Origin of the sequence: Brenneria uluponensis (assembly GCF_032395385.1) — a bacterium.
In the GTDB taxonomy this organism is placed as follows: domain Bacteria; phylum Pseudomonadota; class Gammaproteobacteria; order Enterobacterales; family Enterobacteriaceae; genus Prodigiosinella; species Prodigiosinella aquatilis.
On the sequence record NZ_CP135917.1, the window covers coordinates 2508009 to 2521218 of the forward strand.

Genomic DNA, 13210 nt, shown 5'->3' on the forward strand with positions numbered 1-13210 from the left:
CAAGGTGCTACTATTCAAGTGGCACCAGCCTCTGGCTTTACCGGTGGTGATGTGACAGTATGACTTCTGATAGAGCCATAAGACGGTCTATCGCCAATACAAGGTTAAGCGACGGATTACCACAATGAAGCAACTTCTTGATTTTATCCCCCTTATTGTTTTTTTTACTTTTTATAAGCTTTACGACATCTATGTTGCCTCCGGCGCATTGATCGCCGCTACGGCCGCATCACTGCTCATCAGTTGGTTTATCTATCGCAAAATTGAAAAAATGATGCTGATTACCTTCGTTATGGTTGTCATATTTGGTTCCCTGACGCTGATATTTCATAACGACCAGTTCATAAAATGGAAAGTCACTTTTATTTATACCCTGTTTGCAGCTGTGTTATTAGTAAGTCAGTTTGTCATGAAGAGACCTATTATCCAGCAGATGCTAGGCAAGGACATCACTCTGCCACAGCAGATATGGGCAAAACTTAACGTCTCATGGGCGCTCTTTTTCATTATCTGTGGCCTGGCAAATATTTATATTGCCTTCTGGATGCCGCAAAGTGTTTGGGTTAATTTCAAGGTGTTTGGATTAACCGGTCTTACGCTGGTATTTACCTTACTGTGTGGGCTCTACATTTATCGCCATCTATCGATTGAACCGGGAAAGCCGGAACATGATGAACGCGATACCTAATTTGACGCTTAAACACGTATTCATATTACTCACACTTTTTAGTTGATACTACGATGAACAAACAAGACGTAATACTACCCCATGGTGAATTGGTACTCCGAACACTGGCGATGCCTGCGGATACCAATGCTAACGGTGATATTTTTGGTGGCTGGTTAATGTCCCAGATGGATATTGGCGGCGCGATTCTGGCTAAGGAAATCGCGGAAGGTCGAGTGGTTACCGTTCGTGTAGACGGTATGACCTTTCTCAAATCAGTGGCTGTCGGCGACGTAGTTTGCTGTTATGCCCTTTGTACCCGTACTGGTCGCAGTTCAATCACCATCAATGTAGAAGTGTGGGTGAAGAAAGTCTCTTCCGAACCCATTGGACAACGTTATCGAGCCACCGAGGCACTGTTTACCTATGTAGCGGTTGACGATGACGGAAGACCACGAGAATTGCCATCTGGAAAGAGCCATTTTACGCCAGATAAGGGATAATACCCTAGAATGGCGCTATCTTAATGATAGCGCCTAATCTCCCGATATTGAGACAATCACTCCATCGCCGCCCCACCATTAATTTTGAACATAATGGTCACCACCAAATCCTTGGCTGGCTTATTCTCTTCATAACGCCATTTACGCATCGCTTGTTTGATAGCACGCTCAAACATATTTTTAGGTTCAGCCGATAACACGCGCACATTATCCACTCTGCCGGATGCGTTAACGTCAAATTGCAACTTAACTCGCCCTTCAATGCGCAAGGCAAAAGCACGCGCCGGGTATTCCGGTTGCGTACGACTGAGAGGCCGAGGACCGGACGATGGCACGTTAACGGTTGGAGACTGCCTAACCGGCGCCGTGTTTACCGACAGTAACGGCTCATCACTGGTGAGATGTGACGGTGGCTGTTTCTCTACAGCGCGCTGGCGAATAGGCGGTTTGGATGGTTTGACTTTCTTCACTGGTTTTGGTTTTGGCTTGGGCTCAGGCAATGGAACCGGAACCGGCTCAGGTACGGGTTTTGGCTGTAGTTCAGGTTCATGCATTGACTCCGAAGGTGACGTTTCTTTGGGCCGTGGCGCCGGGGCTGCCTCCAGTACAGCGGGATTAACCATCACCACACTGATGGGTTGCGATTCCGTTGGTAAAGTTGTTGTGGGATTATTCAGGGATGCGTACAGCAGTCCGGCAATCACTAGACAATGAAAGCCAACTGAAAGAATGAAAGGCCATGAGAATCGACGAGCAAGGAAAAACTTTTTTTGCGGCATAGTATTACATTGTCCTCTTAGGACTCCGATTTTAAATGCAAATAGCAATCATATTCAATACCGTTAGGCTACATTGTTAAAAACCGATGATTAAGATGGATATTCAGCTACAGCGTCAATCAGTTTCCCTTTTACAGACATTCCCTATGCTAGAATCTCCGTTCTGAAACGTTATCTCAAAACATCTCCCGCTATCACTCGGCATAGCGATGACTACTGAGGGCTACTTTAATGCTTTATCTTATTTACGCTACTGACACACCTGATGCCTTACCGCAACGTCTGGCTGCCCGACCAGATCATCTGGCCCGACTGCAAACACTGCGAGATCAGGGCCGTCTTTTAACCGCTGGGCCGCTCCCCGCCGTTGACAGTGAAGACCCCGGCACAGCAGGTTTTACCGGTTCAGTTATCATCGCTGAATTTGACTCCCTGCATGAGGCCGAATTCTGGGCGGAGGCCGATCCTTACGCCGCAGCAGGCGTCTATAGCAGCGTCACGGTGAAGCCGTTCAAGAAAGTTTTTTAATTCTAAAATGATGGGGATCAATAGCAGTATCAATAAGTCAGATCTCCATTCCTTCGACTATTATCTGAAATATTTTAGTCATTTAACGATGATATTTTGACGACTCTTAATCTGTAGAGAGTCAAAATATATGTTAATGTCCACAACATCACAAACCAGGAAATGGCGCAGACTCCATCAATATCGGCTGAGTTTCCTTTCCGGTTTGTTGTTGATTATCGGGTTATTCTCTTTACTGCAAGTTTTTTCAGTCGGGATCATCTCAAAAACCATGACTCAGGTGCGGCTAGATAGCGCCGCCAATGAAACATTACGACAGCAACAAGCATTAATGGATCAATCCCGCATGGAGATCATGAATGCCAGTGACAAACTGAATCGCGCAGGCATCTATTTGATGGTTGATAAAGAGACAGGCTCTGTCGGCAGCTGGCACAGCCTGATGAGTGAGGCAGAAACGTCTTTGCAACAAGCCGAGAAACATTATCAACAACTCAATACCCGCACCGCCGCACAGAAAAATCCAGCCTTTGCCGCGTTGAAAGTCAGTTACCAACAACTCTATGCCGGTCTGCAAGAAGTGGCGGAAAGCATTAAAAAAAGCAATCAGATTGATATTTTCTTCTCCGTCCCTATTCAGGCTTACCAAAACGACTTCACCAAAAAGTACTTTCGTTATCTGCAGGACAATGACACTCGACAGAAGCAACACAGTCAGAAATTACTTAACAACCTGGATGAAGCGCATACCATTTTCATCATCGTGCTGGGGTTATTAATGATAGTATCCGCCATGGTATGGGCAGGCGTGAATAAAACCATTATTCGCCCCTTGAAGCGTATTACCGATCATTTGCAATTAATTGCCGCAGGTGATCTCTCTCATACGATAAAAACTGAAAAACGCGCCACCCGTGAAATATCCCAATTAAATGACAGTGTGATCCAAATGCAAAGCGGATTGGTTGACCTGATAAATCAGGTTCGCCAAGGCATCGAAAATATGGTGGTACAGCTTGATCATGTCACCAATGATAACCAGACGCTATCGACTCAAGCTAACCGTCAGTCACTGGAGCTAAAAGCCACCACTGAGCATATTATCCAGCTCAGTCAGCATTTGGAGCAGAATTCACATCATACTCAGCAGGCCAGTCACCATGCAGAAGAAACCAGCCACATCGCTGAGCGTGGCGAAGACATGATGAATGATGTCAAAAACGCCATGTTGAATATTTCCGGGCGCACCAAGGAGATGACGGAAGTTATCAGTATGATTGAAAATGTTGCGTTTCAAACGCACATTTTGTCGTTGAACGCTGCCATTGAAGCTGCCCGCGCCGGTGATATGGGGCGGGGATTTTCCGTTGTGGCGCGGGAAGTGGGAACACTAGCGGCACAGAGCAGCAACTCTGCACAAAACATTAATGTCCTGATTCGTGAATCTGATGACAGTGTAACCACCGGCGCACAATTGGTAACCCGTTTGAATGACAGTTTGCAGGAGATCATTCGGGCAGCTAAAGAGACATGCACATTCCTGAACGACATTGCCACTATTTCACTGCAACAAAACCAGAGTATCCACGAAGTCACCAACCGAATCAGTACGCTTAACGATACGGTCCGGCAAAATGCCGGGCAGGTAGCAGCATCGGCTCAAACTTGCACATCATTACTGGAACAAGCGGAACAACTAACCGCTTCGGTCTCTCTGTTTTCATTACCCCGACCGGCTGATCCCGCGCCACATGGTGCCGCCGCCGCAGCAGCATCAATGATACCGGTATTATCCTAGCGTCAAGACACCACTAACATTTCTATTCGGGACGATAGCTCTGCGCCAAGGATGGTGCAACATCAAACAGAGCGCATCAGACAGTATCGGTTTTACCATTCATACGCTACCGCATACAGTAAAGCTCGGCGCTGGTGTTTCTGCTGTAAGTAACGAGCATAGCGAATATGACAATAGCTGCGAGACTGGGCTTCAAGCCAACGGCTGCGGCGGCGTTGTATCTGACGCTGCATTCTCCAGCGACTGACTTCATTCCGACTGCGTTTCATAGCATGACTCTTTTTATCAAGTGATGATTTTTTTCGGGGAACGTGCGGCGCACATTATAGTCTCTTCAATTAATGCGCCAAGCCCTGTTTGAAATTTAGTGTGGTGTAATGCGCTATTTTATTCAGACTAAAGGAATTTCCCCTTTACGCAAACTATGCGTACACTCTGAAGACATACACTTGCCAAAAGGAATGATGTCTCTTAATCATGACAACATTTTATACCATGCTTAGTGGAGTAATTGTTTTCGGTTACTGGCTACTGATAGCAGGTGTCACGCTGCGGATTCTGATGAAACGGCGCGCAGTTCCCTCAGCCATGGCCTGGCTGCTGGTGATTTATATTCTTCCACTGGTAGGTATTGTGGCCTATCTATCTTTTGGTGAACTCCATTTAGGAAAGCGTCGGGCCGAACGAGCGAGCAAAATGTGGCCGTCAACCGCAAAATGGCTGCGTGAACTCAAAGAATATCACCATATATTTGCGACTGAAAACAGTGTGGTTGCCAGCGCACTGTTTCAACTTTGCGAACACCGTCAGGGTATCGGCAGCGTAAAAGGGAATCAACTTCAGCTGCTAACCTCGTTCGACGACACAATCAAGTCACTGGTCCGCGATATTGAACTGGCTCGTAGCAATATTGAGATCGTATTTTACATCTGGCAACAAGGCGGATTGGTAGAACAAGTGACACAGTCACTTATAGCGGCGGCACAACGTGGTGTTCACTGTCGAATTTTGTTGGATTCAGCGGGCAGTGTGCAGTTTTTTCACAGTACCTATCCTGATGAGATGCGAGCCGCCGGTATCGAGGTGGTACAGGCGCTAAAAGTCAACATTCTGCGTGCTTTCCTGCGCCGCATGGATTTACGTCAGCATCGCAAAGTCATTTTGATTGATAACCGCATTGCCTATACCGGTAGTATGAATATGGTCGATCCACGCTACTTCAAGCAAGATTCAGGGGTTGGGCAGTGGGTTGATTTAATGGCGCGCGCAGAAGGTCCGGTTACTACCACCATGGGGGTCATTTACAGTTGTGACTGGGAGATGGAAACCGGAAAACGTCTACTGCCACCGCCACCTGACGACAACATTATGCCGTTTGAACAAGAAAGTGGCCACACTACCCAGGTCATTGCTTCTGGTCCTGGCTACCCGGAAGAGCTGATTCACCAGGCATTATTGACGTCGGTATACGCAGCCCGAAAACAATTAATCATGACCACTCCCTACTTCGTGCCAAGCGACGATTTATTGCATGCCATCTGCACAGCAGCTCAGCGTGGTGTAGATGTCAACATTATTGTACCGGACAAAAATGACTCGGTGATGGTTGGTTGGGCCAGTAAAGCTTTCTTTAGCGAACTACTGGCCTCTGGAGTAAAAATCCATCAATTTAAAGGCGGTTTGCTACATACCAAGAGTGTGCTTGTTGATGGGCAGCTAAGTCTGATTGGTACTGCAAATCTGGATATGCGCAGTTTGTGGTTGAATTTTGAAATTACACTGGTCATTGATGATGAAGGGTTTGGGAGTGATCTTGCCTGTGTGCAGGAGGATTATATCGCCCGGTCTCAACGATTAAATATCAATGTGTGGCAAAAACGTCCTTATTGGCAGCGGATTGTTGAGCGTTTATTCTACTTTTTCAGTCCACTGCTATAAATGGGCTATGCCCTCGTGTTCTAATAGTCTCATTATATTTTCACAGGAATGTTGTATGGATTTAAATAATCGTCTGACCGAAGATGAAACCCTGGAACAGGCTTACGATATTTTTCTGGAGCTGGCGCCAGAAAACCTGGACCCGGCAGATATTTTGCTGTTCAACCTTCAGTTTGAAGAGCGCGGCGGTGCCGAGTTATTTGATCCGGCAGAAGATTGGCTGGAGCATGTAGATTTCGATCTGAATCCTGATTTTTTTGCCGAAGTCATTATTGGCCTGGCAGAACATGACGGTGAAGATATTAATGATATTTTTGCCCGTGTTCTGATTTGCCGAGAAAAAGACCATAAGCTTTGCCATATTCTATGGAAAGAGTAATCCAGGTAAATAATCATTCATATAAGCGTTGAAAACGATTGCACTACTCTTGAAAGTCGAGCCGGGATTATCCCGACCCGGCTTATTTCATTGTTGTGGCAGAGGGTCGACTTTCAAACATGAAACCGCATGGCGAAAACTACCTTCCAGCACGGGGCGTGTTTTAACACACTCCGGTCCGGCAATCGGGCAGCGGGTACAGAACACACATCCAGTCGGTGGGTTAATGGGTGAAGGAAGGTCACCTTCCAGCAACTGAATCTGCTTATTCCGCTCTTTATCCGGATCTGGAATCGGTACCGCCGACATTAACGCCCGAGTGTAAGGGTGCAGTGGATTATGGTACAGCTCATCATAAGTGCCCAGTTCTACCGCATGGCCCAGATACATGACCAACACCCGGTCAGAGATGTGTTTAACCACAGATAAATCATGCGCAATAAAGATCAATGATAATCCCATTTCACGCTGCAACTGCTGCAACAGATTCACTACCTGTGCCTGAATTGATACATCCAGCGCCGACACCGGTTCGTCGCAAATGATCAGTTTTGGCTCCAGAATCAACGCCCGGGCGATCCCGATTCGCTGACACTGCCCACCGGAAAACTCATGCGGATAACGGTTGATCAGGTTTGGCAACAGCCCCACTTTCATCATTATCGTCTTAACCCGATCCTTGACGTTCTGGCGGGATAACTTCGGATGATAGGTGCGCAGTGGCTCAGCAATAATGTCCCCGATGGTCATCCGTGGGTTCAGCGAAGCCAGCGGATCCTGAAATATCATCTGGATATCGTTGCGCACTTCCCGCCACTGCGTATTTCCCATTCCCAATAAATCGTTACCCATCCAGGTAATACTGCCACCGGTGGCTTTCACCAGGCCGATAATGGCGCGGGCCAGTGTAGATTTTCCACAACCGGACTCTCCAACGATCCCCAGCGTTTCACCTTGATACAATCGCAGAGTGACGCCATCGACTGCTTTCAAGCGCATTGGCGGCTGCCAGAACCACTGCTTTTCATCCCGGACATCAAAATGAACTTTCAGCTCGTCCACTTCAAGCAGGATTTTTTTATCGTCCATCAGGCTCATAGCAACTCCTCCACGCGTCTAAAACAAGCGCGCAGTCTACCTTCTCCAAATGGTGTCAATGCAGGTGGCTGATTGCAACGTTCCTGCGCATACGGGCAACGTGGTTGGAAAGGACACCCTTTCGGTAAACGCAGCAGATTAGGAGGATTACCTGGAATAGTGGCCAACACTTCATTTTCAGCATCAAGACGAGGAACTGCATTAAGTAAACCGATAGAGTAAGGATGTGTCGGATTATAGAACACCTCGCGCGCTGTACCGTATTCCATAGTACGTCCCGCGTACATCACCAATACCTTGTCACAGATACCGGCGACTACGCCCAGGTCATGAGTAATCATAATGATAGCTGTATTAAATTCACGCTTGAGCTCATTAAGCAACGTCATGATCTGCGCCTGCACCGTCACATCCAACGCCGTAGTGGGTTCGTCAGCGATCAGCAGTTTTGGGCGACATAACAGCGCCATGGCAACCATCACCCGTTGGCGCATCCCACCAGAAAATTCATGTGGATACATACGCATACGTTTTCTGGCTTCTGGCATTTTTACCGCATCCAACATCTGGATTGATTCTTCAAACGCTTCACTCTTGCTGAGCTTCTTGTGCAGCATCAGCACTTCCATCAACTGTTCCCCTACTCTCATATAAGGGTTAAGCGACGTCATCGGATCCTGAAAAATCATGGCGATTTCTTCAGCACGTAGCCGGTTCAACTCACGCTCAGGCAGATTCAGAATTTCCCGTCCATTGAAACGCGCCGAACCAGTAATATGTCCATTGGTGGCCAGCAATCCCATCAGAGCAAACGCGGTCTGGGATTTACCCGAACCAGACTCGCCAACAATCCCCAATGTTTCACCTGAATTCAGAGTAAAATTAAGATCATTCACGGCGGTCACATCACCATCCGGCGTATCAAAAGTTACGCGCAAATCTTTTACGTCCAACAACACGTCCTGGGGCTCTGACGTATTCATCATGGTCATGAAGCGCCTCCTTAGCGATCTTTCGGATCGAGGGCATCGCGCAAGCCATCGCCGATAAAGTTAAAACAAAACAAGGTGATTACCAGAAACCCTGCCGGATAAAACAGTAACCAGGGTGCAACCTCCATCGAGTTGGCACCATCGTTCAGCAGTGCGCCCCAACTACTTAGCGGTTCCTGCGTACCTAAGCCAAGGAAACTCAGAAAGGATTCAAACAAAATCATGCTGGGAACCAGCAATGATGCATATACCACCACCACACCCAACACATTGGGAACGATATGGCGTAATACAATCCCGCGCGTGGATACGCCACAGACCAGTGCGGCCTCGATGAACTCTTTGCGCTTAAGGCTCAGGGTTTGCCCACGCACAATTCGCGCCATATCCAGCCATGACACCATGCCAATAGCCACAAAAATCAACAGGATATTCTGACCAAAAAATGTCACCAACAGAATAACGAAAAACATAAATGGGAAAGAATTCAGAATCTCCAGCAGACGCATCATTACCGAATCGACTTTACCGCCAAGGTAACCGGACACCGCGCCGTACAACGTCCCCACGACGACTGCAATTAGCGCTGCTGCCACACCCACCATCAGGGAAATCCGGCCGCCGATGGCAACCCGTACCAGTAGGTCGCGACCCGATGAATCGGTACCAAAATAGTGTCCGGAAGCCAGATCCGGCGCACTAGACATCATGTTCCAGTCAGTATCGGCGTAATTAAATGGCGAGAGCATCGGCGCGAGAATGACAAACAGGGTAATGAGTATCAGAACGATCAAACTGGTTAATGCCGCCCGGTTATGTATAAAACGACGCCGGGCATCCTGCCATAGACTGCGTCCTTCAATTTCAAGTCGTTCACTAAAGCTATCTACTGCCTCAAGGTTACGTTTATTCCAGAACATCAGCTCCCCCGGTTCAGTAACGGATCTTCGGATCGATAACGGCATACAGCACGTCAATGATCGCATTAAACAGAATGGTCAACCCACCCACCAGGATGGTAAGACTAAGCACCAGCGAGTAGTCGCGGTTCAATGCCCCGTTGACAAACAACTGGCCGATACCCGGCAACCCAAAAATGGTTTCTACCACCATCGAACCGGTAATAATCCCGACAAATGCCGGCCCCATATAGGACAGTACCGGCAACAGTGCCGGTTTTAGTGCGTGGCGAAAAATAATATGTCGCATTGGCAAGCCTTTGGCCCGGGCGGTACGAATAAAGTTGGAATGCAACACTTCAATCATTGAGCCACGAGTAATACGAGCGATACTGGCGATATAGGCCAAAGACAGTGCCACCATCGGTAAAATGACATACTTTGGTGCCCCACCATTCCAGCCACCACCTGGTAGCCAATGCAGTGTGATGGAAAAAACCAATACCAGTAACGGCGCCACCACAAAGCTGGGAATCACCACCCCGGTCATGGCAAATCCCATTACGGTATAATCCCACTTGCTGTTTTGATGCAGTGCTGCGACCACGCCAGCGCTCACGCCCAAAACCACCGCCAGCAGAAAAGCCGCCAATCCAAGTTTGGCGGATACCGGAAAGGCACTTCCCACCAGATCATTCACCGAATAATCTTTATATTTGAACGACGGTCCGAAATCCCCATGCGCTAACTGCCATAAATAATCACCATATTGTTTAATCATGGGATCGTTAAGGTGATATTTGGCTTCAATATTAGCCATGACTTCGGGAGGAAGCGTTCGCTCTCCGGTAAACGGGCTGCCGGGTGCCAATCGCATCATAAAAAACGAAAGGGTAATCAAGATGAACAATGTTGGAATTGCTTCAAGACATCGACGAAAAATAAATTTTAACATTGACCTTACCTATAAAGCCGGTCTGAAAGTTTAACGTTAATTACCAAAACCAAACGGGACTGTGTGGTAACACAGTCCCGTAGGAATATTAATGTTTGATAATGTAAAGGTTCTTAACGTAGACATTATCCAGCGGATCTTTACCGGTTAAGCCACCCACATAGGGTTTCACCAAGCGAGTGTTGGCGTAGTAGTAAACCGGAACAATCGCGGCATCATTTTCTAACCGTATTTCCGCTTGTCGATAAAAATCGGCCCGTTCATCTTCGGTTTTGGCCGCCATTGCTTTTACCATCAACGCATCAAACACCGGGTTTTTGTAATGGGCGGTGTTGCTGCTGCTGTCGGAAATCATAATGTTCAGGAACGTGGACGGCTCGTTATAGTCTGCACACCATCCCGCGCGGGCCAGGTCATAATTCCCCTGATGACGGTTATCCAGGAAGGTTTTCCATTCCTGATTATCCAGTTTTACCTCAACGCCAATGTTGTGCTTCCAGATAGACGATGCCGCGATCGCCATTTTTTTATGCAGATCGGAAGTATTGTACAGCAGATTAAACGTCAATGGTTTTGCGGCAGTATAACCGGCTTCAGCCAGTAATTTTTTCGCTTCAGCATCGCGTTTTTCCTGCGTCCAGCTAAACCACGCCGGCGCGGTTAATTTCAGACCGTCAATATACGGCGGGGTAAAGCCATAAGCCGGAATATCACCCTGATTTTTCACTTTGTTAGTGAGGATATTTTGACTCAGACCTAAAACCAACGCCTTACGTACTCTGGGATCGTTGAACGGTGCCTTCTGATTATTAATTTCGTAGTAGTAAGTGCAAAGATAAGGATTGACTTTAACTTCGTTCGGGATCTCTTTTTTCAACTTCTGGAACAGTTCTATTGGCAGATAGTTATAGGTCATGTCGATTTCACCGCTGCGATAACGGTTAACATCAGTCACTTCAGATGAAATCGGCAAATAGGTAACTTTGTTAATCACAGTGTGGGCGTTATCCCAGTAATACGGATTACGTACCAGCACCATTTTTTCGTTAACCACCCACTCTTTCAGCTTATAAGCACCATTGCCAACCCAATTTTCTGGCCGCGTCCATTTTTCACCAAACTTTTCGACAACGGCTTTATTTACCGGGAAAGTCGATGGATGAACCAACAATTTATAAAAATAGGGAACGGGTTCGCTCAACGTCACTTCCAGCGTATGGTCATCCAGCGCTTTTACACCCAGCGTATCCGGGGATTTTTTACCGGCCACCACATCATCAATATTGACAATATGACCAAACTGCAAATAACTGGCATAAGGCGAGGCGGTTTTCGGGTCGGAAACACGCCGCCAACTGTAAACAAAATCTTGAGCGGTAACCGGATCGCCATTAGACCAACGGGCATTCTTACGCAAGTGGAACGTCCAGACTTTAAAATCCTTGTTATCCCAGCTCTCAGCCACCCCTGGAGCAGGATGACCATCAGGGTCAGTAACCAGCAAGCCTTCCAGCAGATCACGCGAGACATTGGATTCAGGCACCCCTTCAATCTTGTGCGGATCAAGCGAAGCGACTTCAGCACCATTATTACGCACCAGTTCTTGCTTGGCTGCCAGTTGCACACCGGCTGGCACATTAGCAGCCCAGGCAGAGGCACCAGCGGAGGCACCCAGAACTGAGAGAATACCGATGACAAGTCGTTTTTTTGTTGTTTTAGTTACCATTTTATTATTTTGCTCCTGTATTTACTATTATCGCGCCAATAAGCGCCACATAACCCTGCTTAAAGCACCAAACGTTTGACATCAGAGGAACGTATCTGGTGATTTCAACATTTAGTGATTGAGAGATCGTTTATTTATATAGCATCTGAACCGATTACCGACTGTACATCACTTAAAATAAGGCAGTGATTGTCTGAGGCAGGCGGGGTCAGAAATGTCATTACGCATCTCATCTGCTGCCAGAAATCAACAGCGTATATATGTCCTTCCCTACCTATAGAAAGGTGATTAAATACTCAAAATACATCTTTATAATATCGCAGTGACACATGCCATCTTTTCAAGAAAACACAAAGCGCTTTGGAAGCCATGGGCTGCCGATATCCGTTTCTGGGAAGCCACAAAATCAGAGATACTGTTATCTATCATTTGCCCTGTTATCTAATCTAGTATAGGTATGTTTTCCATAAAATTAACTTATGCATAACCACAGTATGAAAAGTAACGGTTCCGAACGTATCAAAAGAATTCACCTGCGCCAATAGATTTTATATGTTGTTACTTAATTTTCTTTTCTATCCTCATAACGATACACCTACCTTAGATTACTAACAGCAACGCTGTTCTGATGAATTCCACAAATAAATAAATTGCTTATTTTTTAGATTATAACTTTAACATATAACACGTTAACAACATAAAATTTACATAAATGAAATAAAACAATATATTATTCTTTGTCGTAAAATTGTGATCATAACAGCACAAAAACGTAGATTTGTGAAAAAATTAACAACATGCTCGTATGGGCGACAAGGATAGATTGTTCAGCATTCCTCAGTTCACGTAAGTATCAATGTCTTAACAGCATGAGAAATAGATAAGATTTTTTTATCTTAATATCCATAGTAAAAGAATGGAAAAGGCAGGATATAATCCTGCCTGATC

General features: G+C 46.5%; 13 protein-coding genes. 6 read left to right on the forward strand and 7 right to left on the reverse strand.

Features of this window, described 5'->3' with window-relative positions; translation table 11 throughout:
• Positions 1–124: 124 nt before the first annotated feature.
• Together RS889_RS11475 and yciA are read left to right on the forward strand one after the other, a co-directional pair.
• Positions 125–688 carry a septation protein A gene (locus RS889_RS11475; RefSeq protein ID WP_021015961.1) on the forward strand — a complete coding sequence of 188 codons (564 nt, stop codon included), beginning with the start codon at positions 125–127 and terminating at the stop codon, positions 686–688.
• Between the two features lie 53 nt (positions 689–741).
• Positions 742–1170, forward strand: coding sequence for an acyl-CoA thioester hydrolase YciA (yciA, locus tag RS889_RS11480; protein WP_315710835.1), 429 nt, complete (start codon positions 742–744; stop codon positions 1168–1170).
• A 56-nt stretch (positions 1171–1226) separates the two neighbouring features.
• Here yciA and tonB read toward each other — a convergent pair whose 3' ends face one another.
• Positions 1227–1949: a TonB system transport protein TonB gene (gene tonB, locus RS889_RS11485; protein WP_315710837.1), complete on the reverse strand. Its 723-nt coding sequence runs from the start codon at positions 1947–1949 to the stop codon at positions 1227–1229.
• Between the two features lie 231 nt (positions 1950–2180).
• Between tonB and RS889_RS11490 the strand changes: the two genes are divergently transcribed.
• Both RS889_RS11490 and RS889_RS11495 read left to right on the forward strand, forming a co-directional pair.
• Complete coding sequence (locus RS889_RS11490) at positions 2181–2477, forward strand: YciI family protein (RefSeq protein WP_315710839.1); 297 nt, start codon at positions 2181–2183, stop codon at positions 2475–2477.
• Positions 2478–2607: 130 nt separating this feature from the next.
• Positions 2608–4275 (forward strand): methyl-accepting chemotaxis protein, encoded by a 1668-nt coding sequence (locus RS889_RS11495; RefSeq protein ID WP_315710840.1) that lies wholly within the window; start codon positions 2608–2610, stop codon positions 4273–4275.
• A gap of 92 nt (positions 4276–4367) precedes the next feature.
• Here RS889_RS11495 and RS889_RS11500 read toward each other — a convergent pair whose 3' ends face one another.
• A complete protein-coding gene (locus tag RS889_RS11500) occupies positions 4368–4544 on the reverse strand; it encodes a YciY family protein (RefSeq protein WP_021015956.1) in 177 nt (58 codons plus the stop codon).
• A 208-nt stretch (positions 4545–4752) separates the two neighbouring features.
• On the opposite strand from RS889_RS11500, the gene cls reads away from it, so the two are divergent.
• Together cls and RS889_RS11510 are read left to right on the forward strand one after the other, a co-directional pair.
• Positions 4753–6213, forward strand: a complete 1461-nt coding sequence (gene cls / locus RS889_RS11505) for a cardiolipin synthase (protein ID WP_315710842.1) — start codon at positions 4753–4755, stop codon at positions 6211–6213.
• 55 nt (positions 6214–6268) lie between these two features.
• Positions 6269–6592, forward strand: coding sequence for an HI1450 family dsDNA-mimic protein (locus RS889_RS11510; RefSeq protein WP_021015954.1), 324 nt, complete (start codon positions 6269–6271; stop codon positions 6590–6592).
• 87 nt (positions 6593–6679) lie between these two features.
• Here RS889_RS11510 and oppF read toward each other — a convergent pair whose 3' ends face one another.
• The 5 genes from oppF to oppA all read right to left on the reverse strand — a co-directional run bounded on the left by oppF (position 6680) and on the right by oppA (position 12262).
• A complete protein-coding gene (gene oppF, locus RS889_RS11515) occupies positions 6680–7690 on the reverse strand; it encodes a murein tripeptide/oligopeptide ABC transporter ATP binding protein OppF (protein WP_315710843.1) in 1011 nt (336 codons plus the stop codon).
• Positions 7687–8676 (reverse strand): ABC transporter ATP-binding protein, encoded by a 990-nt coding sequence (gene oppD, locus RS889_RS11520; RefSeq protein WP_416354407.1) that lies wholly within the window; start codon positions 8674–8676, stop codon positions 7687–7689. Before oppD ends, oppF begins: the two co-directional genes overlap by 4 nt.
• A gap of 17 nt (positions 8677–8693) precedes the next feature.
• Positions 8694–9602: an oligopeptide ABC transporter permease OppC gene (oppC, locus tag RS889_RS11525; protein ID WP_021015951.1), complete on the reverse strand. Its 909-nt coding sequence runs from the start codon at positions 9600–9602 to the stop codon at positions 8694–8696.
• Positions 9603–9615: 13 nt separating this feature from the next.
• Positions 9616–10536 carry an oligopeptide ABC transporter permease OppB gene (oppB, locus tag RS889_RS11530; protein ID WP_021015950.1) on the reverse strand — a complete coding sequence of 307 codons (921 nt, stop codon included), beginning with the start codon at positions 10534–10536 and terminating at the stop codon, positions 9616–9618.
• An 88-nt stretch (positions 10537–10624) separates the two neighbouring features.
• Positions 10625–12262 carry an oligopeptide ABC transporter substrate-binding protein OppA gene (oppA, locus tag RS889_RS11535; protein WP_315710845.1) on the reverse strand — a complete coding sequence of 546 codons (1638 nt, stop codon included), beginning with the start codon at positions 12260–12262 and terminating at the stop codon, positions 10625–10627.
• Positions 12263–13210 lie beyond the last annotated feature (948 nt).

What these genes read in the sequence shown, in the direction of transcription:
- RS889_RS11475 (WP_021015961.1), top strand. Translation starts at nt 125, where the DNA reads ATGAAGCAACTTCTTGATTTTATCCCCCTTATTGTTTTTTTTACTTTT.
- yciA (WP_315710835.1), top strand. Translation starts at nt 742, where the DNA reads ATGAACAAACAAGACGTAATACTACCCCATGGTGAATTGGTACTCCGA.
- tonB (WP_315710837.1), bottom strand. Translation starts at nt 1,949, where the DNA reads ATGCCGCAAAAAAAGTTTTTCCTTGCTCGTCGATTCTCATGGCCTTTC.
- RS889_RS11490 (WP_315710839.1), top strand. Translation starts at nt 2,181, where the DNA reads ATGCTTTATCTTATTTACGCTACTGACACACCTGATGCCTTACCGCAA.
- RS889_RS11495 (WP_315710840.1), top strand. Translation starts at nt 2,608, where the DNA reads ATGTTAATGTCCACAACATCACAAACCAGGAAATGGCGCAGACTCCAT.
- RS889_RS11500 (WP_021015956.1), bottom strand. Translation starts at nt 4,544, where the DNA reads ATGAAACGCAGTCGGAATGAAGTCAGTCGCTGGAGAATGCAGCGTCAG.
- cls (WP_315710842.1), top strand. Translation starts at nt 4,753, where the DNA reads ATGACAACATTTTATACCATGCTTAGTGGAGTAATTGTTTTCGGTTAC.
- RS889_RS11510 (WP_021015954.1), top strand. Translation starts at nt 6,269, where the DNA reads ATGGATTTAAATAATCGTCTGACCGAAGATGAAACCCTGGAACAGGCT.
- oppF (WP_315710843.1), bottom strand. Translation starts at nt 7,690, where the DNA reads ATGAGCCTGATGGACGATAAAAAAATCCTGCTTGAAGTGGACGAGCTG.
- oppD (WP_416354407.1), bottom strand. Translation starts at nt 8,676, where the DNA reads ATGATGAATACGTCAGAGCCCCAGGACGTGTTGTTGGACGTAAAAGAT.
- oppC (WP_021015951.1), bottom strand. Translation starts at nt 9,602, where the DNA reads ATGTTCTGGAATAAACGTAACCTTGAGGCAGTAGATAGCTTTAGTGAA.
- oppB (WP_021015950.1), bottom strand. Translation starts at nt 10,536, where the DNA reads ATGTTAAAATTTATTTTTCGTCGATGTCTTGAAGCAATTCCAACATTG.
- oppA (WP_315710845.1), bottom strand. Translation starts at nt 12,262, where the DNA reads ATGGTAACTAAAACAACAAAAAAACGACTTGTCATCGGTATTCTCTCA.